This is a genomic window from Mycobacterium gordonae, from assembly GCF_001417955.2.
In the GTDB taxonomy this organism is placed as follows: Bacteria; Actinomycetota; Actinomycetes; order Mycobacteriales; family Mycobacteriaceae; genus Mycobacterium; species Mycobacterium gordonae_B.
Genome location: NZ_LKTM01000001.1, coordinates 144,037 through 166,381, shown reverse-complemented (window position 1 = coordinate 166,381; position 22,345 = coordinate 144,037). Strand labels below are relative to the sequence as shown.

Genomic DNA, 22,345 nt, shown 5'->3' with positions numbered 1-22,345 from the left:
GCCCGGCACACGAGGAGACCCGTGACGAAGAAAGCCCCCAAAACGGCTTTGGTCATCGGTTGCGGCGGCACGATCGGCGGCGCGTGGATCGTCGCCGTTCTGCATGCACTGGCCGAGCAGACCGGAAGTGAACCCGCGAAGGCGGACATCCTGCAGGGGACCTCGGCGGGCGCCGAGATCGTCACCATGCTCGGCGGTGGCGCCACCATCGCCGACCTGGTCGCGATGCACCGCCGGCAGGCATCCGACGAAAGGCTGCGCCGCCACCTTCACGACACGCCACCGGGCCTACCGCCGCTGCCGCGCCCACGGCTGCTCAACCCGGCGTTGCTACGGTCGCAATCCGGTCTGGCCGCGCTGACCGGGATCGCGCCGACCGGCCGCGGTGACGCCGGCTGGCTACAGCGGTTGGCCGACGGATTCGAATCGGCGGGCCGACTGTCGCATCCGGACACCCGGATGGTCGCCTACGACGTCCGCGCCGGCCGGCGGGTCGCCTTCGGCGCGCCCGGGTCCCCGAAAGCTACCGTCGGAGAAGCGCTTCGAGCGTCCTGGGCCATCCCAGGCTGGATGCCGCCGGTGCCGATCGGCGGCCGCACCTACGTCGACGGCGGGGCGGCCTCGACGGCATCAGTGGATCTCATCAGCCCCGAGGACGCCGACGTCATCTACGTAATCGCGCCGATGGCCTCGGTACCCGGCGTGCGCGTCCCGGGATTCGGCGGCGTGCTCGAGGACCGGCTTTTGCGCCGCCCGATGTCCTCCGGGTTGTGGTCCGAAATCACCACCGCGCGGGCGCGGGGTCAACGCGTGGTCCCGATCGTGCCGACGGTCGCCGACCTCGCCGGCCTCGGCGCCAATTTCATGAACCGTGCCCGCCGCCGGGAGGCGTTCGAGGCGGCGATGACCACCGCACCTGCCACTGTGCGTCAGGCCCTGACGGACAGCGAGATTCACGCATGAACCCGCGCGTCGTGATCGTCGGCGCGGGACTTGCGGGCATCACCGCACTGCACGTCTTCACCCAGCGCGGTTTCACGGATGTCACCGTGCTGGAGAAGGCATCCGACGTCGGCGGGGTGTGGCACTGGAACCGCTATCCCGGTCTTCGCTGCGACGTCCCCTCGCAGCTCTACCAGTTCGGCTGGGCACCGAAACCCGACTGGTCGCACATCTGGGCCGAGGGAAGCGACATCCAGCAATATCACCGCGGCGTGGTGGACTCATTCGGACTCGGCAACCGGATCCGGCTGGACACTGAAGTCGTTGCCGCACAATGGATTGAGAGTAGCTGCAGCTGGGCGCTGGCCACCGCCGACGGTCAGGAGATCGACGCGGACGTGCTGGTGTGCGCCACCGGGGTCCTGCACCATCCCGCGGTGCCCGACATCCCGGGTCTCGACGAATTTCCCGGCCCGGTGGTGCACACCGCGCGCTGGGACGACTCCGTTGACACTCGTGGCAAGCACATCGCGGTGATCGGGACGGGTTCCACCGGCGTGCAGGTCATCTCCGCCCTGCAACCGGGTGCCGCCTCGATCGCCCACTACGTCCGGTCGCCGCAGTGGGTGCTGTGGGCACCGATGTCGCTGCGGCAGAGCGCGTTTCTCGGCGCGGCACTGAAGCGTTTTCCGGGCGGGCACGATCGGATGTATCGAACGCTGTTGTGGGCGTCGGGAATTCTCGCCGACGTCACCACTCGTCCATCGTGGCGGCGCCGCATGGTGCAGAGCTATGCCCGGCTGTGCCTGCGGCTACAGGTGCGCGACGAGGCGTTGCGGGAGAAGCTGACCCCGGACTACCAGCCGCTGTGCAAGCGGCAGGTGGTATCCGGAAGCTACTACCGTGCAATCCAATCCGGCAATGCGGAGCTGGTGACCGACCAGATCACCGAAGTGACCCCGACCGGAATCCGCACCGCGGACGGCCGGTACCGCCACGCCGATGTCATCGTGCTGGCCACCGGATTCCAGGCACACAACTACATGCGGCCCATGGAGATCACCGGACGCGACGGCCTCACCATCGACAAGGCCTGGGCCGGCGGCCCGCGGGCCTATCGAATGACCGCAATTCCGGGTTTTCCCAACCTGTTCACGGTGCTGGGTCCCAACTCTCCTACCGGATCCATCTCGCTGCAGTACTCGGCCGAGCGGACAGCTCACTACATCGCACGGTTCCTGGAGATGCTGCGTGACGGCGCCGCGTCATCGGTCGAGGTGACCGAGGAAGCCACCGACGAGTTCAATGCCGCTGTGGCAGAGGCCATGACGCCGACCGTCTGGAACACCGGCTGTAACTCCTGGTACCTCACCGACAGCAACACGATCGACCTGTGGCCGTGGGACCGCGCGACCCTGACGTCGATGCTGGCCGCGCCGGAACCGGCGCACTTCGATATCAGGCCGGCCACCGGAAGGGTTGGGGCAGAGTGATCGTCCGCTCCGCGGGCGGATACCAGCCCTGGTCGGCGTGCTGGTCGGTGTGCAGGTAGCACTGCACGCGGACTTCGTTGCTGCCGGGGGTGAAGGTCAGCAGCCTGCTGAGCGGTAGGGTGGTGATCGGCATGTGGTGCCGGCTCAGCGAAGCGACGTTGAGAAACCAGGTCCCCCAACGGTTTTCGACATGGGTCTTCGCCCCGTGGTCATCATCGGGATGGGTGTGGGTGTGGCCGGCGAGCCACATCGCCACCCGTCCGGGCCGCTCGGCGAGAAACGACTCGAACTGCCCCGAGTCGGGCCGGCTGTCCACCCAGTAGAGAAACGATGCGCCCTGCGGCGTGCCTTCCGGGAAAGGGCGGTGGTAGTGCTCGTGCCACTGCCCGTCGGCACCCTTGCGGACACCTTCCCATTCCCCCGAGGCAACGGTGGTGTCCTTCAGGACATAGTGGTGCACCGAGACGACGTTGAGGTCGGGGTGCGCCGCGACCATGTCCTTCCACCACCGGAAAGTCTCACCACTGACCACGCCGCCCGGGTTGCCGCCCAAAGTGCCGCGGCCCACCTGCTGGGTCGGCTCGTTGCGGTCACTCATCATCAGGAACAGCAGGTTGCCCACCTGAAACGAGTAACGCTCCCAGCTTCCGGTGATCGGGTAGCGACGCGACCGCGCGTCCACTCCCGAGCTTTCGGGGTGCTCACCGAGCGGATCTATCCACTTGCGCCACCACCAGGCTTCGGCCTCGTCGAGTCCGCTGCGGTCGTGATTGCCGCACACGCTGTACACGTCCTCGCGCCGGTGCCGGCACAGCGCGCCGAATTGCCTTCGCACTTCCTGCCCTTCGGCGTCGTCGGGCAGGCTGTGATGAGCACCCGACATGTCACCGACGTCGATGGCGAGATCCCACTCGAACGGCGGGCCGCCGTCGCGTCCGCCACATTCGGTGTGGATGATGGCTTCCGCCAGACTGTCTCGGCCGTGTTGCCGGTCGGTGCCCACGTGCGCATCGCCGAAGGCCCACAACCGAAACGGCCGGTCGTCAGGCATCGCGGTCGTCCAGCAGTCCCCACCGCCGGCGGACCTGCCGGTCCAGCCAGCTGAACAGGGCGTCGACGAAGATCCCCAGCGCCAGGATGACGATCATCACGGCGATCGCAGAAGGCATGTCGCTGAGGTTCTGCGCGTTCTCCAGCAGCACTCCGATGGAGGAGGTGTTGGCGACCAGCACGACGAGTTCACCGGCCATCAGGCTGCGCCAGGCGAAGGCCCACCCCTGCTTGAGACCCGCGACGAACATCGGTAGCGCGGCAGGCAGGATCACATGCCGGTAGAGCGCGATCGACCGCAATTGCAATGTCGCTGCGGCGCGCAGCAACACCGGGGAGATGTGGTCCACGCCGGAGATGACCCCGAGCGCCACGGCCGGAACGGCGCCGATCACGATGACGAACAGGATCGCCGAGGTATCGAGACCGAAGAAGATGATGGCGAACGGAAACCACGCGATCGCCGGCATGGTCTGCAGGCCGGTGATCAACGGGCCGAACGCCGCCCGTAGCAGCGGGTTACGCGCTATCAGCGCGCCGGTCACCGTCCCGATTACCGCGGCCAGGGCAAAACCGGTTACCGCGCGTCCCATCGTGGTTGCCACGGCATCCCACAGCAGCGCTCCCTGCATCTGGTGCCAGAGATTCTCGGCCACGGCCGCGGGGCCCGGCAGTACGTACGACGGCTTCCAGCCGCTCAGTGCGACCAGCTGCCAGATGGCGACAATCGTGCTGACACCCAGGAGTTTTGGCCACAGAGAGCCGGCGATGCGGTGTGTCGCGCCTACGCGGGGCGGATCAACTTTCGTCGACATGCGCGCTCCGATTGAGTTGCTCGGTGATGTGCGCGGCCAGTTCCGCGACTTCCGCGGTGTTGATGTCGCGTGGCCGGGGCAGCGCGACGGTGAACTCCTCGACCACACGCGCGGGCCGGGCGCTCAACAACACCACGCGGTCCGCCAGGCGCACCGCCTCGCGCACGTTGTGGGTGACGAAGACCACGGTGAGGTTGCGCGAGGCGACGATTCGTTCCAGCTCGCCCTGTAGTCGGTCGCGCGTCAACGCATCCAGGGCGGCGAACGGTTCGTCCATCAGGAGCACGTCCGCGTCCTGGGCGAGGGCACGGGCGAGAGCCACCCGCTGTTGCATGCCACCGGACAACTGGTGCGGCCGCCGGTCGGCGAAGTCGGACAGCCCCACGGTGGCCAGGAGCTCGAGGGCCCTGGCGCGCCGTTGGCGGCGGGGAGTGGCCCGGGCCCGCAGCGCCAGTTCCACATTGCCGGCGGCGCTCAACCAGGGGAACAGGGCCGGCTCCTGGAACATCATTGCGATCCGGTGGTCGCCGGTCTCCACCTGGCCCGAGGTCGGTTTGTCCAGTCCCGCGACAAGCGAGAGCATCGTGCTCTTGCCGCAGCCGGAAACTCCAACCACACAGACGAACTCGCCAACGCCGACGGTCAGGGACAGTGGGCCCAGTGCTGCGGTGCGGGCCCGGCCTTTGCCGAAGCGCTTGGCTACCTCGTCCAGCCTGATGGCCGGGGCGGCGTCGGTTAGGTCCGGCAACGCGACCTCGTGCCAGGCGGCGGTCGTCACGCCGCCACCGGCGGCTGGCCCACCGCCGCGAGTTCACGGTTGAGCAGGCTGAGGTCGAAGATGCCGTCCAGGTTCAGGGGCTGGAGCAGGCCCACCGAAACCGCCTTGCGCACCTGGTCGTTGAGTGACTGCACACCAGGGTCGTTGGTGAAGATCGTCTCCTGGAACGAGGCGGTGAGCACGTCGGGCGCGAGCCCGGAACCTAACGCCTTGGTCAGCGTGGCGTTGGCCGAACGCGCCGCGGCGTCGGGGTCGGTGTGGATGACCTCGTTGGACTGGATCTGGCCGCGTACCAGGCCGGCGACCACATCTGGGTGGGCCGCCAGGAATTCCTGACGTACCACCAGGATGGTGATCGTGTTCGGGTCCGACCACAGCCTGGTACCACCGGCGTTCACCAACTGCACATCGTAGGGGGCGGAGACGATCGCGCCGGCGATCTGGTTGCTGGTGAACTGTTGCACGATAGCCGATTCGGGGGTGGTCGGTTTGATGGAGACGTCGCCACCGCCCTGCGCGTTGGTCTTCAACCCGTTCTTCAGCAGCCAGTCCCGGACGCTGACGTCCTGGGCGCCGCCGAGCGCCGGGTCCGCGACCGTCTTGCCGCGCAGATCCTCCGCGGAATTGATGCCGGGCTTGACCACCATCGAGGTGCCGCCGGTCGCCGAACCCGAAATGATCTTGATCGCAGTGCCATTCGACCGCTGCCAGGCGTTGAACGCGGGGTTGGGGCCCACGAACGCCGCATCGAGTTGGCCGGACAACAACGCGGTGGTCTCGGCGGTGCCCTGACTGAACGGCTGCGGTTCGAACTTGACCTGCGGCCCGAGATTCCTGGCGAACGCGCCGTTGTCGATGCCGATCAGGGCGGAGGCGTGCGTGATCCGCGTCAGATAGCCCAGCCGCAGCGTGACACCGGAGGACTCCGACGTCGGGTTGTTCCCGGCACATCCGGCGAGTGCGGCGGTCAGGGTGAGGACGGAAATGGTTGCCGCATAGGCAAACCTGGAGATGGACATGGGTTCTCCCGATGGGGTCACGAGACAGGGGGCCGCGGGGACGGCGCGATACGTCAGCCGTCGTGTGGAGGCGGACACGCCGCGCGGGTGACCCGACCGAAGTCGACGTGGCGCCGCCGGGTCAGCGCGGTGTGGCCTGTCATCGCGGCTCCGCCTGCGGCCGGGTGAAGAACAGCGGGCTGGTCCAGACCTGATGTCCGTCAGACTGCCTGGCCCGCAGATACACCGCACTGTGTTCGCCTGGCAGACCCAAGTTCACGCTGCCTCCGACGGTGCTGGGCAACGCCGACGGTTCGGCCACGCGTTCGGCGCGGATGCGCAGATTCAACCCTCCGCAGGGTTCCTCGCGAAACGAGTTTGCGATCAGTTCCGGGCCGGTCACGGTCATGGTGGCGCGATGGTCGTCCTCGAGAACCGTTGTCTCGATCTCGAACCGTGCTCGCGAGAGATCGCCGAGCTTGACCAGGAAGCCGATGTCGGAGCCGTAGGTCGTGGTGCGCCAGTTGATCGCCGCGCCGTCGCTCTCGATGACCTGCTCGGGATGACTTGCCGCCCAGGGTGTTACCGAAGCTACAGTGCTGCCGGTGACACGCAACTGGCCGGCCCAGGTCGCCCACCGGTAGCGGTCCCGGTGCCGCGCGCCACCCCAGCGAATCCGCACCAGCGATTCCGAGAGGCCGACCTCCGCATTCAGGTCGCGCCCCCACAGCGGCCCCCGCGCGTCATGGAGAACCAGTTCTTCCCAGCCGGTGGTGCCGTACAACCCGTACTCGGCCCGGAATTCGTCCGCCGCGGTGAGGATTTCGTCGCCCATCCAGTTGCTGCCACTGCGCAACAGCGCAACCGACCTGGTGCCGGTGGTCGCCCAGGTGCGGCGGGCGCGCAGTGCCTGGCCGACGTGTTCGGAGTTCAGGTTGTCGGCGAGCACGCCGGTCAGGCCGCCGAACCCGCCGAAGATGTTAGCTCCGGGCGCACCGCCGCCCGGGCGGCCGCGGTGTTCGTCGCTGGCCGCGCTGGCGCCGACCTTGAGGCCGCGGGCCAGTGCGTCCTCCAGGAACCAGGGGCTGCTGCCCCAGGTGGAGTGCACCTCGATGAGCCGCTCGAGTTCGGGATGGTGCCAGTCCAGGATGGCGCGCCGGCCTCCGACATGGGGGATCAAAAGGTAAGAGTCGGGCTCTTTCTCGTACGCCGCATACAGCTCGGTGATCGGCCAGGTCTGCGGGGTCGGCGCGGTGGCGGTCATGCCCTGCCGCCACTCCAGGGACCGCGCGATGGTGGTGTCCTCGCCGAGGAACACCACATTGTGGTCGCCGCCCACGCCCGCGGTGCCACACCACTCGACGCCGGGAAAACACACGAACCCGCCGTCTTCGTTGGCGGCGCGACAAGCGGCCACCACGTCGGCCCAGGCGCCGTCGGTGATCTGAAAGTCGTTGGCGGTGTAGCCGAGAATGTCCAGGCCGCCGATGTCCCGGCCGTAGCGCAGGTTCCAGTCGGTGCTCTGCGTTCCGACGGTGTCGTTGGAATGGACGTGCAGGTCAGCGAAATAACCCTGTCGCGCAGGGAGATCCGCGACCACGTCGACCAGTGCGACGGTGGGTCCGAAGCGGGTGGCACCGGCTTGTGCGCTCACCTCGATGGCGCCCGCACGGGTCGGCACCTCCAAACTGGCGTGCGCCCAGCCGCTCGTCGGCGTCATTGTGCTGGTGAGGTTTTCGCCGTCGGCGTCGGCCCGAACCGTCGCTGCGACATTACGACAGACATTCCCCCAGCGGTCCTGCAGGTGGGCGCGCAACCGCGTCACCGTGGTGCCGGGGGCTACCACGCGCGGTCCGTGCACCACCAGATTCGTTGGCGGGCCGGGGACGACCGCCATCGTGACGACACCCGCGTGGGCCATCCGCGAAGTCCCGAGAGGATCCACGAACAGATGCACCTCGAAGTCGTCTTCGACGAAGGTCTGCACGCGGGTGCCCGGCCCACCGAAACGCCGATCCCCGAACCTGATCTCGATGACGTCGCCGGGCCGCAGGAAGCCGTCCACCGCGTGCACCAGCAGGGACTTCTGGAACGGACGCTCACCCCCCTTGACGTCATAGCGGGTGGCGAGCAGCCGAACCGTCCCCTGTTCGGAGGCGCCGCCCAGCAGCGACCGGCTGACCACGGACGCCGAGGCGTAGTCGCGCCCACCGGGCTCGGAAGTCTGCAGATCCCAGTCGGAGTAATAGCGGAAGCACAGCTTGAGCCAACCACTGTCCGCGATGCCGGCTTGCCCGACGGTGTAGGTGAAGACGAGTTCTTCGACGGACCCGGCCACCACCCGCTGTGTCCCGCAGGTCAGGGTGCCGAGAAAAGGCAGCGTCGCGAACTCGGCGTTGATCCGGTCCCGGACCTCGACCGATGAGCAGTCGTTGGCCCTGAACTCACCGGTGGGGCGCACGACGACAGACATGCTGACAATTCTCGGTGACCAGCACTTAGCCGTCCAGCGCATAGATATGATCTGATCAATCATGGAAAGTGATTGATCATGAATTTGCAGCAGCTGCGTTACGTCCTTGCCGTGGCGGAGACCCGGAGCTTCACCCGCGCGGCGGACGGGCTGTTCGTGGTGCAGTCCGCGCTGAGTCAACAGGTGCGCAAACTCGAAGACGAGTTGGGCGTGCCGATCTTCAACCGCACCACCCGGTCGGTCTCGCTGACGCCGGCCGGCGAGGCCCTGACGCCGTTGATGCGCCAGGTCATCGCCGGGGTGGACCAACTCACCGTCGATGCTCAAGCGCTGCGCGGCACCGTGACCGGACGACTCACAGTGGGGATGATGGAAATTCCGTCGGAGAGTCTGGACGTCGCCGCGCTGATGGCGACTTTTCATGCCCGGTACCCCGATGTCACCGTGACCCTGCGCAGCGGCGGCAGCGACCTGCTGGTCCAAGCCACCCGGGAACGCAAGCTCGACGTCGCGATCGTCGGCTCCAACACCGCACGATCGACCGACCTGGCTTGCGAGCACCTGTTCTCCGAATCGCTGGTCGCCGTCCTGCCGGTGACGCATGCACTGGCCGGGAAGTCCTCGGTCACGCTCGACGAGCTGGCGGCGCTGCCGTTCATCGACTTCCCGCCTGGTTACGGGCTGCGGCGCGAGACCGATCGGGGGTTCGCCGCGGTCAAACGCCGGGTGGCGTTCGAGGTCACCCGCGTGGACGAGGTGATCCACTTCGTCTGCGAGGACCTCGGCGTGGCGTTGCTGCCCGAATCGGTGGCACGCAGCCGGGCGCAGACGAATCCGACGCTGGTGTTACTGCCCGTGCAGAACGCGGACCTGCGGCGCGAGGTTCACCTGGTAGCGCCGCAGGTCCAGCTCCAATCCGCGGCTACCCGGGCGTTCATCCAGTGCGTGCACGAACACATCAGGCACCGCCGCTGACCGAGCCGGTCAGGTAGTGCGCGAGCACGGGTCGCAGCCATTCGATGAGCTGCGCGTCGTCCATCTCGGCCAGCGCCGGTATGCACAGGATGTAGCGCGCCGTCGCCAGCCCCAACACCTGCGCGCCCACCAGCGCGGCCCGCTCGGCGGGGCGGTCCGGGACGGCGGCGGCCAGGGCCGGGGCGACCCGGTCGACGAACACCTCCAGCAGCGCCGCCGCCGCGGCCTTGTTGGTGGCGGCGGCGCGCAGCAGCGGCAGGAAGGGACCCTGCGGACCCCAGACCGAGACGAACAGCGGCAGCAGGATCTCGGCGATCCGGTCCGGCGCCACATCGGCGAGGTCCGGGAACGTCACGTCGAATCGTGAAGCAGCAGCGAACAATTCGGCCTTGCTACCGAAGTAGTGCATGACCAGTGCCGGGTCCACACCGGCCGCCGAGGCGACCGAACGAATGGTGGTGCGCTCAAAGCCATGGTCGCCGAACTGCGCACGCGCGATCGCCAGGATCGCGGCTCGGGTGGTCTCGCCGTCACGCACTTTAGGGGACATCCGGGCATTGTATTCAACGACTGTTGACATCACTACGGCACGGGGTCTAGCGTTGATTTCAACAGTTGTTGAACCCACGACGGGAGGTCACAGCCATGGCCGTCACAGCCATCCAGATCGGACTCGACCCCGAGGTGATCGACTACTCCTCACCGGATTTCGCGCAGTTCCCCGGACTGACCAAAGAGACGCTGCGGACCGCCAACGATGACAACGTCGCCGCGCTCCGGGCGGCCGGTTACCAGGTCGACAACTGCCTGATCGACTTCGGCGCGCCGGGAGCCGACAAGGCCCGCCGCTGGCTGGAAGCCAACCACTACGACGCGGTCCTCATCGGCGCCGGCGTCCGCCTGGTCGCCGGCAACACGTTGCTGTTCGAGTCGATTGTCAACGCGGCCCACGGGACCCAACCGGGATGCCGGTTCGTCTTCAACCGCGGCGCTCAGTCCACCCCCGACGACATCCGTCGCTGGTACCCGGAGGCGGTGGCGCGATGACCGTTCACGACGTTGACGTCGTCGTCGTCGGTGCCGGTCCGACCGGACTGACGGCCGCGGGCGACCTGGCCCGGGCCGGACGTTCGGTGACGGTGCTGGAACGCCGCCCGTCGGTGAGCCAGGCCAGTCGGGCGTTCGCCACCATGGCGCGCACCCTCGAGGTGCTGGACGCTCGTGGACTGGCCGAAGGCCTGCTCGCGGATGCCTACCGGGCGCCGGGCGTCACCATCTTCGGCGGCGCGCGGATCGACCTCACCCACCTTGCTTCGCCGTACCCGTTCGTGATGGTCACACCGCAGACCAAAGTCGATGCGGCGCTGCGTAGTTACGCCGTTGCGCAGGGCGCCGACATCCGGCGCGGTGTCGAGGTCACCGGGCTCTCCCGGGATGACTGCGGGGTGACCGTGACGACTGGCGATGATGACCGTTGGCGGGCCCGGTATGTCATCGGCGCGGACGGCGCGCACAGCACCGTCCGCAGGCTGATCGGTGTCGACTTCCCGGGCAGGACGATCCTGTCGTCGATCGTGCTGGCCGATGTCAAGCTCGCGCATGCGCCGGCCGGCGAGGGGTTGAAGGTGGGCAGCACGCGAAACACGTTCGCGTTCCTGGCTCCCTATGGTCGCCGCGACGCCGACGGCTCGTGGTACCGCGCAATGGTGTGGGACCGCAACCATCAGGTGCCCGACACCGAGTCGGTGACCGACGACGAGATCGTGAGCATTCTTGCTCACGCGATGGGAGTAGATCTCGGCGTGCTCGAGGTGACCTGGAAATCGCGGTTCCATTGCGACGAAAGGCAAGTCAGACGCTACCGGCACGGCCGGGTATTCCTCGCCGGTGACGCCGCGCACGTGCACTCGCCGATGGGTGGGCAAGGGATGAACACCGGCATTCAGGACGCCGTGAACCTGGCCTGGAAGATCGACGCCGTGCTGGGCGGTGCCGACGACACCGTCCTGGACACCTACCACGACGAGCGCCATCCGATCGCCAAACGCGTGCTGTTCCAGTCCGGTCTGCTGGCACGGGGCGTGACGCTGCATCCCCGCCCGGCGCGCGCGCTGCGAAACTTTCTGGCGCCCAGACTTCTTCGCGTCCCGCGGGTTCGCGATGCGGTGGCCGGGAGCTTCGCGGGAACGACGTTGCGGTATGGGCACCGCCGTGGGGAAAGCCCGCTCGTGGGCACGCGCGCCACGCAGATCCCGCTGACGCAGGGCCGCGTCACCGAGTTGCAGCGTTCCCCGGGCTTTCTGCTGGTTCGCGAGCGCGGAGCTGCGCTGCTGGACACCGAGCTGGCTCAGGCCCAGCGGTCCGATCATGGGCCCGCGGTACTGGTGCGGCCCGACGGCTACATCGGCTGGGCCGGCGCTTCGTCCGACCGGACGGGTTGGTCCGTTGTGCTGACCGAGTGGACCGGTTCACTCTGCGCTGCGGGCGGAGAAGTTCGAGTGGGCACCGCCACAGCCGCAGACTCGAACCACCGAGGCGGCATGATGGCTTAATGGGCTCTGACATCCGCGTGCTCGAGCGCGACGAGGATCTTCTTGCCGCGCTGAACGTGTTTCGCACCGCGATGGTCGGATTCCCCCGACTGGACCTGACACCCGAGCAGATCACCACACTGGTCGAACCCGGCCGCACTATCGGCGCATTCGTCGAGGATCAACTCGTCGGCACGGCGGACGCGGTCACCAGTCGGCTGACCCTGCCGGGCGGGGCCATCGTCAGCCACGCCGCGGTTACCCACATCGGCGTGCTGCCGTCCTTCACCCGCCGCGGCCTGGCCACCGACCTGGTCCGCCATCAGCTGCGCGACTTCGCCGCGCGCGGTGAGGTGGTCGCCACGCTGCGCGCTTCAGAAGCGACGATCTACGGTCGATACGGCTACGGCGTGGCGAGTTCGACCCAGAGCGTGGAAGTCCAGACCGCACGGGCGGCGTTGCGGCCGGACGTCGCGACCGGCGGCCCGGTGCGACTGCTCGACGAAGCCTGGGAAGCCCTGTCCCGCATCTACTCTGAACATCGACCGGCACGTCCGGGCACCATCGACCGGCCCCCGGTGTGGTGGCACGCACGCCGGCTGCGCAGCGAATCGTCGCCCGGCCCCGAGTATGTGGCCGTACACGGGATGCCCGGTTCAGAATCCGGGTTTGCCCGATACCGTCCGGTCGACACCGACAAGTGGTTCATCAGCGACCAGCGCACCATCGTGGTCGAAGACTTCTTCGCACCTACCGTCGATGCCTATCTCGGTTTGCTCCGCTTCCTGTTCGGGCTCGATCTCATTGACCGGGTGATCTTCTGGATGCTCCCGGTTGACGATCCGCTGCCCCTGATCCTCCTGGATCCGCGCGCGGCGAAAGTCACCGCCGTACACGACGAGACCTGGTTGCGTGTCATCGACGTGCATCGGGCTCTCGCGGCACGCACCTACGCTGCCGAGGAGACCATCGTCGTTTCGGTCACCGACCCACTGCTGCAAGATAATTCGGCAACGTTTGCCATCACCGGCGCCGGCGCAGCGCCGACCGACCGGCGTCCCCAACTACAGGTCGGCATCGAAGGACTTGGCACCGTGCTGCTCGGCGGCGCGACCTGGCGAGGCCTCGCCGTCGCGGGCCTGGCCCGGGCTGAGGATCCTGCCGTGCTCGCCGCCGCCGACCGGCTGTTCGCGGTGCCTCAAGCGCCGTACGCCGGCTTCTACTTCTGACCATGATCCTGATCGTCGGCGCCGGCATCTCCGGACTTGCGACAGCCTACGAACTGGCCCGGCGCGGTGTGCCTTCCGTCGTCATCGAGCGCGGCGAACCGTTTGCCGAACAGTCCGCGGGACTGGCACGGATCTTCCGCATCGCGCATCGGCGACCACAGCTGTGCGGGCTGGCTCAGCGCGCCCGATCCGGTTGGCTGCGTTGGGAATCCGAATTCGGAATCACCCTGCTGGGTACGGAGGGATTCATCGCCGCCGGTGCCGTCGACGCCGTCACATCGGCCATGGCCGAAGCCGATGCCGCTTTCTCCCGGCTCGACCGAGGTCAGATCACGGCGCGTATCCCTTTCCTGCAGACACCACGGGAAACCGGGCTTTTCGATCCACAGGGTGGCAGCCTGCGCATCCGCCGGGCGCTGGGTGCCCTGTCTGCCCGCGTGGAACTCCGGCGCGATGAGGTTCTGGCCGTTGCCGACGACGGCTCGACCACGCTGGCGGACGGGACCGTGCTGCGCGCCGACCGGGTGCTCATCTGCGCGGGGACACACACCCAGGACCTGTTCGGTCCGCTCGGTATCGAGTTCTCCCCCCACACCCGCTTCACCTACGAGGGCGGATCCGCTTCGGGTTCGGCGTGTCTTTCGGCGCCCGAGGGCTATGGACTGCCGATCGGCAGCACCGGCCGCTGGGCGTTCGGCCAGGACGACCCCGATCCCGCAGTCGTGCGGAAGCTGTTCCCGTCGTTGACGCCGGTGGGCCGGGTGGATTGCGTGACGGCCCGCGCGGCGTGGCTTGACGACGGCGGCGACGGCTGGACCGTGGCACGACGCGGCCGCGTCCTGGCCTTCGTGGGCGCCAACCTGATGAAGTTCGGGCCGCTGCTCGGCGAACTGCTGGCGCAGGCCGTCCTCGACGAGCAAGTCCCGGCCGACCTCGCCGTCTGACTTCACCTGCCGATTTGTCGCCTCAGGTGGTGAGTGAGTACTCTCTCACCATGGCCACGGAACCCAGTCGCGGACGTGACCGGCTGCTGGCCGAGGCGCTGAAGCTGTTCGCCGCCAAGGGCTACGCGGCGACATCGGTGGCCGACATCCAGCGCGCCGCCGGCCTGGCCCCCGGGTCGGGCGCGCTGTACAAACACTTCGGCTCCAAGCGTGAACTCCTCGAAGCGGCGGTGACGCACCGGATCGACCGCATCGTCGCCGCGCGCGAGCAGTACGACGCGGAAGAGCCGACCAGCGTCGAGGACGCGGTGCGCACGGCCGGTCAGCTCATCTGGGGCAATTTCAAGCAGAGCGAGGACCTGCTCAAGGTGATGCTGCGCGAGCCCGACGAGCTCGGCGATCTCGACGAGAAGACCTGGCAGGTCATCACCGACAACGCCTACCAACGGTTCGCCGACGAACTGACCGCGTCGAATCGGTCCGGCCGCACCCAGATTCCCGATCCGGATGCGATGGCGGCCACCGCCATCGGCTCGTTGTCCTACGCCGCGACACTGCAGGCACTCACCGGGCGCCTGCCCGGAAATATCGACGAAGAACGTTATTTCGAGGCCTGGGTCAACCAGACCGTCAGCGTCCTCACGCATTACCGCACACCCCGAAACCCAGGAGTCAAGCCATGACCTTTTCCATGCAACTGAGCGACGACGTGATCGAGGTGCGCGATTGGGTGCACAAGTTCGCGGCCGATGTGATTCGCCCGGCCGCGGCCGAATGGGACGAGCGCGAGGAGACGCCCTGGCCGGTGATCCAGGAGGCCGCCAAGGTCGGCCTCTACTCTCCCGACTTCATGGCGCAGCAGGCCGCGGAGGAAACGGGCCTGGGCATGCTCACCACATTCGAGGAGATGTTCTGGGGCGACGCCGGCATCGCGCTGTCCATCATGGGTACCGGCCTGGCGGCAGCGGCGCTGGCGGGCAACGGAACTCCGGAACAGCTGGGTCAATGGTTGCCGGAGATGTTCGGCACGGCGGACGAGCCCAAACTGGCCGCGTTCTGCTCGTCTGAGCCCGACGCGGGATCCGATGTCGGGGGCATCCGCACCCGGGCCCGCTACGACGAGGCGGCCGGCGAGTGGGTGCTCAACGGCACCAAGACGTGGGCCACCAACGGCGGAATCGCCAACGTGCACATCGTTGTCGCGTCGGTCTACCCAGAACTCGGAACCCGCGGTCAGGCCAGCTTTGTCATCGGCCCTGACACCAAAGGCCTGGCGCAGGGCCAGAAGTTCAAGAAGCACGGGATCCGCGCCTCGCATACCGCCGAGGTGGTGCTCGACAATGTCCGGCTACCCGAGGACGCGATTCTCGGTGGGCGGGAGAAATTCGAAGCGCGGATCGCCCGGGTGAAATCGGGTGCGTCGGCCGGCGGCCAGGCCGCCATGAAGACGTTCGAGCGCACCCGGCCCACCGTTGGCGCGATGGCGGTCGGGGTGGCCCGCGCGGCTTATGAGTACGCACTTGAATACGCCAGCCAGCGTGAGCAATTCGGCCGCAAGATCGGAGAGTTCCAGGCCGTCGCGTTCAAACTGGCCGACATGAAGAGTCGCATCGACGCGGCGCGCCTGCTGGTGTGGCGGGCCGGGTGGATGGCCCGCAACAACCAGAACTTCGAGGCGGCGGAAGGCTCGATGGCCAAGCTGGTGGCGAGTGAGACCGCGGTCTACGTCACCGACGAGGCGATCCAGATCCTCGGCGGCAACGGCTACACCCGCGACTACCCCGTCGAGCGCATGCACCGCGACGCCAAGATCTTCACCATCTTCGAGGGGACGAGTGAGATTCAGCGCCTGGTGATTTCGCGGGCGCTGACGGGTCTGGCTATCCGCTAGCCCGTCACCATCTCTTCCGGAACAGGCCCGGGCGTGATCCGGCCGCCTCGTGCCCGTCGCACCACTGGTCGGCGGGCACGGTGCGCTGGACTTCCTTCACATGCGCACCGCATCCCGCCCAGGTGATTTTTCCGCAGACTCGGCACCGCACCGCATGACACATCCGAAACCCCCTGAGACTTACCTGCCGCGTGGTCGTTGCAGTTGGGCGAACTGCGGGATGGCGGCCAGCGCAGCCACCGCTTCAAACATTGTCTCAACAACCTCCGGATCAGGTGTAGCGGTCAGCACCGGACCGAAGAACGCGTGGCCGTCGATACGCAGGATCGGGCTGCCGCCGGTTTCGCCCAGAGCGTCCTGCCCAGCCTGATGGCTGCGCCGGACGAGTTCGTCCCACGACGAGTCCGACAGGACATCCACGGTGACATCCCAGGATTTGACGGTATCCAGCACCTGCTGGATGAGTCCGTCGTCAACCGGTTCGGACCGATCAAAGTAACGCTCGGCGAACGCGAAATAAGCTGCCGCCAAGCCCGCATTGCCGTATTGATCACGGATGGCGGTCATCAGCCGGCCGACTCGCCGGGAGTCATGCATCCGGGACTGCTGTTTGGGCGGCATTTCCCGGCCCTCATTCAGCACTGCCAGGCTCATCAGCCGCCATTCAACGCTCATGCCGGTCTTGTCGGCCACGGCCTTCAGCCAGCGGGCGGTGTTCCACGAGAACGGGCACACCGGGTCGAACCAGATCGTCACAGCCGGACTGGAGGGGTTCTCAGACATTTCGGTCAGCTCCTTTCGCCCTTCCTGTATACCATACCCCCTACGGTATACGGTCGAGCCTGCTAGGCGGCCGTTCCGTTCCGCTGCAGGGCCTTGGCCACCGATGCGGGAACGTTGCCGACCACCGAGAGGCCGGCCAGCCGCCGCCAGGACCGGATCGCGTGACGCGTCGTCTCCACGATCCGGGCCGGGCCCTGATCCAAGTTCGCCAACCGGTGGGCACGCAGAGCGTTGCCGGTCACGGCAACTAATGTGTCCCATGCCTCGGCGTCGGAGAGGGCGGTCGATTGATACGCGGCCCGGACGGCGTACCTCTCGGCACCCGGAGCCATCGTGGCGCTGATCTCCCGGGCGGCCCGGGCAGCCGTGTCCCAGCTCGCGATGTCGGGCATCGCACCGGGGGCAAGCGTGCGATGCAGCTCGGCGATCACCGAGATCGTCTCGGCCGCGGCGCCATCGGCGTACCGCACCACACCCCAGGGCGGACTGATCAACAACTTGGACACCCACGGCCGGATGACCGTCTCGTCGACCTCCGCGGTACCGACTGTCAGCCAGCCGAGATCGAGCGCGACCAGGGCGTCCTCCGGAGACAGATACCCGTCGGCCCCCGCCAGCTGGTCGTTGCACAGCTGGACGAACGCGGCCAGTGGCCGCGCCGAGGTGGCCGGAAAGTCGGTGATCCGTTCGTCGCCGTTGATGTACGAAATGACGTTCATCGCACAGCCTTTGGCGGAACCCGGCTGGTGGGATCCCCGCGCCAGCCGCAACGGGTGGGTGATGCGCTCGAGGTCCACGTGGCTCCTCCCGAATTGCCGGGTCAAGCGAATTCTATGACCGGCTTCCAGACCGCGCCGGACGACACGACGGCCGGTCGCCTCGCGACCGAGGCCTTCAGCTTCGACCGCACGCCTGACATGATGAGGCGCATGCTTGCCTTGACTTCGCCGGTAACCATCGAGCCTGACAACGAGTCCGTCGTGGGCTCGATCGCCGTCCTCGACAGCGTCGCGGTCGCCGGATCGGCGGCAGTCGCCGGCAGCGTGGCGGTGGCCGGATCCGTGACGACCGCGGGCAGCGTCGCGGTGGCAGGATCGGTCTCCACCGCCGGCAGCGTCGCGGTCGCGGGATCGGCGGCCACCGCCGGCAGCGTCGGGGTGATCGCCTGCCTGCTCACGGTGGTGTGCGTCGCGGTCCGGGAATGCGTGGCATGCCTGGCGTGCATTGCCTGCACCAGGTGCGTGGCCTGCGTCGCGTGCGTGCGCTGCACCGACTGCGTCGGGTGCGTCGGCTGCGTGAACTGCTCTGGTCTGCGAAATGTCAAGGGCGCGAGGAATGTTCACGTGCAGCCCGGCGAGTGACCCGGCGCACCGCAGGATCCATCCTGTGGGTTGTAGGTGTCGCCGGTTATCTGACCCTGGAAGCCTTCGCGGCCGCCGCGTATCTGCCGGCCTACAGCTACGCGCGCAACTACATCAGTGATCTCGGCAGGGAGGGTCCCCGCGCACCGCTGATGCATGCGGCGTTCTGCCTGCAGGGCGCCATGTTCCTGCTCGGAACGCTGTTGATCGTCGGTGTGCCCGTCGGGCGGCGGTGCCGACTGTTCTTGGCGCTGGTCTCCGCGAACGCCGTCGGCAATATTCTGGTCGGCACGGTGCCCAGCGGACCGATACATCTCGCCGGCGCGGCGCTGGCACTTGTCGGCGGCAACGCCGCGATTCTGGCCGGATCGGCACTTTTAGCGGCGCCGCCGCGCTGGTATCGCACGGTGTCGACAGTGATTGCGGCACTGGGTTTTCTGTGCCTGGTGCTGCTGGTGGCCGGTTCTCCAGCACTGCCCGTCGGTGTTTGGGAACGTGGCAGCGCCTATTCGATCTTCTTGTGGCAGTTGCTGACTGCGGCCTTGCTGCTGAGGCGTCGAGACGACGCCACCCTCACGTGCCGGTGAAGTTCGGCGGCCGCTTTTCCAGGAACGCACGCGGCCCCTCCTTCGCGTCGGCCGACCCCATCACGGCCATCCCGAGTTCTAGTTCCCGCGGAAAAGCTTCGGCCTCCGTCTTTTCCAGATTCTCGACGACGGATGCCTTGATGTTCCGCACCGCCAGCGGACCGTTCGCCGCCACCTGCTGCGCTATCTCACGAGCCCGGCCCAGCGCACCTCCTGCGGGGGTGACATTTCCGACCAGGCCCACCTCGTACGCGCGTCGCCCGGAGATCGGAGTGCCGGCGATCAGCATCTCCATGGCGACGGTGTAGGGGATCTGGCGCGGCAACCGGATCGTCGACGCGCTCATCGGGAACAGCCCGCGCTGCACTTCGCTGATCGCCAACTGTGCGTTCTCGGCGGCCACCCGGATATCGAAGGCCTGCAGGATCTCCATCCCGCCCGCGTAGCAGTAGCCCTCGACCGCGGCGATGATCGGCTTCTTGACGTAGTGATCTTTCAGAAAGCCCTTGTAAATCAACGAGAAATCGGACCTGACCCGCTCCTCGTACTCATTCTGCGGAGGATCGCCGGCGATCAGGGCGCCGACCAGCCGATCCAGATCCGCACCGGCGGAGAAGTTGCCGCCCGCCCCCGTCAGGATCGCGACCCGCAGGTCCGGGTCGTCGTCCAGAAGATCCCAGGCATCGGCGAGCCGGCACAGCACTTCCGGATTGAAGGCGTTGCGTTTCTCGGGGCGGTTGAGGGTGATGGTGAGGATGTGCTGGTCCCGCTCGAGGAGCACTGCCGGTTCTGCCACGTACTGGTGTCTAGCACGAAACCGCCGCGGCGAGAAGTGACATGGGTCTCGATCAGGAATATCGCGGAGGGAGCCGTCGTCGTTGCACCGGTGGCCAGTTGAGGAGGGGATGTCCGTGATGAGGCCTAACGGGGCGACCACCCTGGCAGACCTGCCAGCCGGGGAACCGACACACGGTCAAGCGGATCGGTCGAGTGTGCTGTTCGCCGGCGTATTGGCCGTCCTGCTGGCTATGGGGTGGGCGGCCAATCACTTTGCCGCGCTCATACCGGCCATCAGCGACCACCAGCACCTGACGGTGGCCACCCTCGACACCATGTTCGGAATCTACGCGCTGGGACTGCTGCCGGGCCTGCTGCTGGGTGGACGCGCGTCGGACGCGTTCGGCCGTCCGTCGGTAGCGTTGGCGGGCGCGGGCGCGGCGCTGGCCGGAACGGTCACCATGTTCCTGTCGCAGCAGCCCGAGGCCTTGCTGGCGGGCCGTCTGATCGTCGGTTTCGGGGTAGGCCTGGCCGTCAGCTCGGGTACGGCATGGGCATCCGACCTCAAGGGACCCGCGGGTGCGGCACTGGCCGGCACGGTGCTGATCGCCGGCTTCGCCGTGGGGCCGTTCGCTTCGGGATTGATCTCGGCACGCGGGCATTCCGGCATCCCGGCGTCATTCGGCATTGCCGCCGTACTCATCGCGGTGGCGATGATCGCTGCAGGCATCGGCCTGCGTGGGGATACCTCCACGGCGCCGGCGCTGGTGCCGACGGCAGCTGGCGGGGGCCATGGCACGCGGCGGGCGTTGAGCTGGGCGATGCCGTTGGCGCCCTGGGTGTTCATCTCGGCCACACTGGCTTTCGTCACGATTCCCACCCGGGTTCACACCGGGCTCGCCGCTCCGTTGGCCGCCGGGACGGCGGCTCTGATCACCAACGGGGCCAGCGGGATCAGCCAGGTCGTCGCCCGCGTGCGCCACTGGGGCCCGCAGACCGGCACGATCGGCGCGTTGTTGGCCGCGCTCGGTTACGTCGTGATCGCGGCCGCTCCCACCGACATTCCGCTCGGTGTCGGGATGGCGGTCGTGGTGCTGCTCGGCTGCGCTTCGGGCCTGTGCCTGCGCGAGGGTCTAATCGATTTGGAAGCCGCTGCGCCGCAACGTATCCGCGGAACACTCACCGGGGTGTTCTACTCGGTCACCTACCTGGGTTTCGCCCTGCCGCTGCTGCTGACGATACTCGGGCCGGGCCGGGAATCGACGACGATTTTCGTGGCACTGGCGGGTTTAGCTTCCGCCGTCGCGATCAGCCGGGCAGTGCGGCTGCGCCGGGATGCGCACCGCCAGGGTGATCAGGCGTCACTCGGCCGCAACGGTTTTCGGTGGAGCCAGGAACCCGGTCTGGGCGATGGCGACCGATACGCAGTTGCCGATCGGACCGCCGGCGTCGACCAGCACCGCTGAACCCGTCGCCACTCCGCCGTCACTGAAGTGGGTCAGCGACGCCAGGCCGAGGTATGGGCCTTCTGGCAGCCTGCTGAGCGTGAGGGTGTAATCGACATTAATGAATTGCGGTCCCCGATCGCCCCAGTTGGCGATGGAGGCCGTGATGTCACCGGCCATGGCCGCGCGGGTGAAGGCGGTCATCGGTTCGGCATCGACCAGCGGACGAGTTTCCCGCAGCCAGGTGTACTTCTGCCCGGGTGTCTGCGCCCAATCGGGCTCGGGGTTCTGGATATCCGCACCCCAGCCGTAGGTCCGGATGAAGAGCGACTCGACGTTGCCCTGCTCAGCCGGAAGTGGCGGCATCTGTACGGGTTGCGACCACACCTTCCCGTTGGGCTGCGCCCCGCGCCGCAGAAAGAGCGCGCTGGCCTGCGCAACCGGATTGCGGTCCTGCAACAGCACCATTTCCACCAGGCGCAGGCGCCGACGGTCCTGCCGCACCCGGGTGCGCACCTCGACCGGTTCCAGGGCGGCCGGGCGCGGCAGATCGATGGTCAGGCGCGCCGGTTGAAACTGCGGGTCGTCCACGAGCTGTTCGGCCGCCCAACCGAGCAGGCCGCCGACGACGTGGCCGCTCAGCGACGGCCCCCAGCCTCCCCGCGCGATTTCATTTGGTATGTAACGCTTTTCGTCACGGACAAAGTACGGTCGCTGCGATGCGGAGGCAGCGTCGCCGGAATTGCCTTGCACACCGTGTTTCTACAGCACGCGGGCGCCGGCCCTGGTCCGGGCCACCGCGGATCGGATCTCGGCGACGCGATCGGCGCTCACACCCCAGGGCCGATCGACACCCACCCGCTCGTCGAGATCCCACAACACGCACTGCTCGCCAGGCTCGGCAACCAGCTCCCAGGCGATGATCGTCCTGCGGAGCTGTTCGGCCGCCGAGTCGCCGCAGGCGTCGGCCGGCGCGCCGCCTTCGGGGTGGTGGTGCAGAAACCTCCCGTAGGCCCGGTCGCAGAACGCCGCATACCGCGCGGTGCACAGGATCAGCCCGTGCCAGGCCTCATCGACAGCGCGCGACGGCATGCCGATCACCTGGTCGTCCGGAAGCGCGGCCGCGCAGCAGCGCAGCCACTGCCGCAACCCGGTCGCCACCAGTGCCCGCGGCTGCCACGGGCAGGTCTTGAACACGGCCGGGGGCAGTTCGAGCTCGGTCACCGCGACGCGCGCCCGACCATAGCGATCCGGTCGTCGGCCCCACACGCTC

The 22,345-nt window shown here is 67.6% G+C and carries 23 protein-coding genes; 12 read left to right on the top strand and 11 right to left on the bottom strand.

Translation table 11 applies throughout. The annotated features are described in order from the left end of the window. The first annotated feature begins 21 nt into the window (after positions 1–21). On the top strand, positions 22–963 hold the full coding sequence (locus AO501_RS00775) for a patatin-like phospholipase family protein (protein ID WP_055575866.1): 942 nt from the start codon (positions 22–24) through the stop codon (positions 961–963). Further along, the gene (locus tag AO501_RS00770) at positions 960–2,435 is read left to right on the top strand and encodes a flavin-containing monooxygenase (RefSeq protein ID WP_055575865.1); all 1,476 of its coding nucleotides are present in this window, start codon (positions 960–962) and stop codon (positions 2,433–2,435) included. Before AO501_RS00775 ends, AO501_RS00770 begins: the two co-directional genes overlap by 4 nt. Here AO501_RS00770 and AO501_RS00765 read toward each other — a convergent pair. From AO501_RS00765 to AO501_RS00745, 5 genes are all read right to left on the bottom strand, one after another. Further along, positions 2,401–3,486, bottom strand: coding sequence for a hypothetical protein (locus AO501_RS00765; RefSeq protein ID WP_055575864.1), 1,086 nt, complete (start codon positions 3,484–3,486; stop codon positions 2,401–2,403). The genes AO501_RS00770 and AO501_RS00765 overlap by 35 nt on opposite strands. After that, positions 3,479–4,300, bottom strand: coding sequence for an ABC transporter permease (locus AO501_RS00760; RefSeq protein ID WP_055575863.1), 822 nt, complete (start codon positions 4,298–4,300; stop codon positions 3,479–3,481). Before AO501_RS00760 ends, AO501_RS00765 begins: the two co-directional genes overlap by 8 nt. Then, positions 4,284–5,018, bottom strand: coding sequence for an ABC transporter ATP-binding protein (locus AO501_RS00755; RefSeq protein WP_055576138.1), 735 nt, complete (start codon positions 5,016–5,018; stop codon positions 4,284–4,286). The genes AO501_RS00760 and AO501_RS00755 overlap by 17 nt, the downstream gene beginning before the upstream one ends. Positions 5,019–5,074: 56 nt before the next feature. Next, a complete protein-coding gene (locus AO501_RS00750) occupies positions 5,075–6,097 on the bottom strand; it encodes an ABC transporter substrate-binding protein (RefSeq protein ID WP_055575862.1) in 1,023 nt (340 codons plus the stop codon). A 139-nt stretch (positions 6,098–6,236) separates the two neighbouring features. Continuing rightward, positions 6,237–8,549 carry a hypothetical protein gene (locus AO501_RS00745; RefSeq protein WP_055575861.1) on the bottom strand — a complete coding sequence of 771 codons (2,313 nt, stop codon included), beginning with the start codon at positions 8,547–8,549 and terminating at the stop codon, positions 6,237–6,239. A gap of 78 nt (positions 8,550–8,627) precedes the next feature. Here AO501_RS00745 and AO501_RS00740 point away from each other — a divergent pair, with 78 nt between their 5' ends. Continuing rightward, positions 8,628–9,524: a LysR family transcriptional regulator gene (locus AO501_RS00740; protein WP_055575860.1), complete on the top strand. Its 897-nt coding sequence runs from the start codon at positions 8,628–8,630 to the stop codon at positions 9,522–9,524. On the opposite strand, the gene AO501_RS00735 is transcribed toward AO501_RS00740, so the two are convergent. After that, on the bottom strand, positions 9,508–10,074 hold the full coding sequence (locus AO501_RS00735) for a TetR/AcrR family transcriptional regulator (protein ID WP_055575859.1): 567 nt from the start codon (positions 10,072–10,074) through the stop codon (positions 9,508–9,510). The genes AO501_RS00740 and AO501_RS00735 overlap by 17 nt on opposite strands. Before the next feature lie 95 nt (positions 10,075–10,169). Between AO501_RS00735 and AO501_RS00730 the strand changes: the two genes are divergently transcribed. The 6 genes from AO501_RS00730 to AO501_RS00705 are packed head-to-tail and all read left to right on the top strand — an operon-like array spanning position 10,170 to position 16,119. After that, positions 10,170–10,571 (top strand): hypothetical protein, encoded by a 402-nt coding sequence (locus tag AO501_RS00730; RefSeq protein WP_055575858.1) that lies wholly within the window; start codon positions 10,170–10,172, stop codon positions 10,569–10,571. Beyond that, positions 10,568–12,076 (top strand): FAD-dependent oxidoreductase, encoded by a 1,509-nt coding sequence (locus AO501_RS00725; protein WP_082658310.1) that lies wholly within the window; start codon positions 10,568–10,570, stop codon positions 12,074–12,076. Before AO501_RS00730 ends, AO501_RS00725 begins: the two co-directional genes overlap by 4 nt. Then, positions 12,076–13,284, top strand: a complete 1,209-nt coding sequence (locus AO501_RS00720; RefSeq protein WP_055575857.1) for a GNAT family N-acetyltransferase — start codon at positions 12,076–12,078, stop codon at positions 13,282–13,284. The genes AO501_RS00725 and AO501_RS00720 overlap by 1 nt, the downstream gene beginning before the upstream one ends. Positions 13,285–13,286: 2 nt before the next feature. Then, complete coding sequence (locus AO501_RS00715) at positions 13,287–14,228, top strand: NAD(P)/FAD-dependent oxidoreductase (RefSeq protein WP_055575856.1); 942 nt, start codon at positions 13,287–13,289, stop codon at positions 14,226–14,228. Between the two features lie 50 nt (positions 14,229–14,278). Further along, positions 14,279–14,911: a TetR/AcrR family transcriptional regulator gene (locus AO501_RS00710; protein WP_055575855.1), complete on the top strand. Its 633-nt coding sequence runs from the start codon at positions 14,279–14,281 to the stop codon at positions 14,909–14,911. Then, positions 14,908–16,119: an acyl-CoA dehydrogenase family protein gene (locus AO501_RS00705; RefSeq protein ID WP_055575854.1), complete on the top strand. Its 1,212-nt coding sequence runs from the start codon at positions 14,908–14,910 to the stop codon at positions 16,117–16,119. The genes AO501_RS00710 and AO501_RS00705 overlap by 4 nt, the downstream gene beginning before the upstream one ends. Before the next feature lie 180 nt (positions 16,120–16,299). Here the strand turns inward: AO501_RS00705 and AO501_RS00700 are convergent, their stop codons facing one another. Next, the gene (locus AO501_RS00700) at positions 16,300–16,902 is read right to left on the bottom strand and encodes a DsbA family protein (protein ID WP_055575853.1); all 603 of its coding nucleotides are present in this window, start codon (positions 16,900–16,902) and stop codon (positions 16,300–16,302) included. A 62-nt stretch (positions 16,903–16,964) separates the two neighbouring features. After that, positions 16,965–17,699: a hypothetical protein gene (locus tag AO501_RS00695; RefSeq protein ID WP_055575852.1), complete on the bottom strand. Its 735-nt coding sequence runs from the start codon at positions 17,697–17,699 to the stop codon at positions 16,965–16,967. Between the two features lie 132 nt (positions 17,700–17,831). On the opposite strand from AO501_RS00695, the gene AO501_RS00690 reads away from it, so the two are divergent. Together AO501_RS00690 and AO501_RS00685 are read left to right on the top strand one after the other, a co-directional pair. Next, the gene (locus AO501_RS00690; protein ID WP_055576137.1) at positions 17,832–18,263 is read left to right on the top strand and encodes a hypothetical protein; all 432 of its coding nucleotides are present in this window, start codon (positions 17,832–17,834) and stop codon (positions 18,261–18,263) included. Continuing rightward, positions 18,260–18,850: a DUF998 domain-containing protein gene (locus AO501_RS00685; protein WP_055575851.1), complete on the top strand. Its 591-nt coding sequence runs from the start codon at positions 18,260–18,262 to the stop codon at positions 18,848–18,850. Before AO501_RS00690 ends, AO501_RS00685 begins: the two co-directional genes overlap by 4 nt. Here the strand turns inward: AO501_RS00685 and AO501_RS00680 are convergent. Further along, a complete protein-coding gene (locus tag AO501_RS00680; RefSeq protein ID WP_055575850.1) occupies positions 18,837–19,646 on the bottom strand; it encodes a crotonase/enoyl-CoA hydratase family protein in 810 nt (269 codons plus the stop codon). The genes AO501_RS00685 and AO501_RS00680 overlap by 14 nt on opposite strands. Positions 19,647–19,764: 118 nt before the next feature. Here AO501_RS00680 and AO501_RS00675 point away from each other — a divergent pair, with 118 nt between their 5' ends. Further along, entirely contained in the window at positions 19,765–21,093 is a 1,329-nt protein-coding gene (locus AO501_RS00675) for an MFS transporter (RefSeq protein WP_082658325.1), read from the top strand. Here the strand turns inward: AO501_RS00675 and AO501_RS00670 are convergent. After that, positions 20,989–21,753, bottom strand: a complete 765-nt coding sequence (locus AO501_RS00670) for an acyl-CoA thioesterase domain-containing protein (protein WP_231752301.1) — start codon at positions 21,751–21,753, stop codon at positions 20,989–20,991. The two genes, AO501_RS00675 and AO501_RS00670, sit on opposite strands and share 105 nt — an antisense overlap. A gap of 81 nt (positions 21,754–21,834) precedes the next feature. Next, the gene (locus AO501_RS00665; RefSeq protein ID WP_055575848.1) at positions 21,835–22,341 is read right to left on the bottom strand and encodes a hypothetical protein; all 507 of its coding nucleotides are present in this window, start codon (positions 22,339–22,341) and stop codon (positions 21,835–21,837) included. Positions 22,342–22,345: the final 4 nt, after the last annotated feature.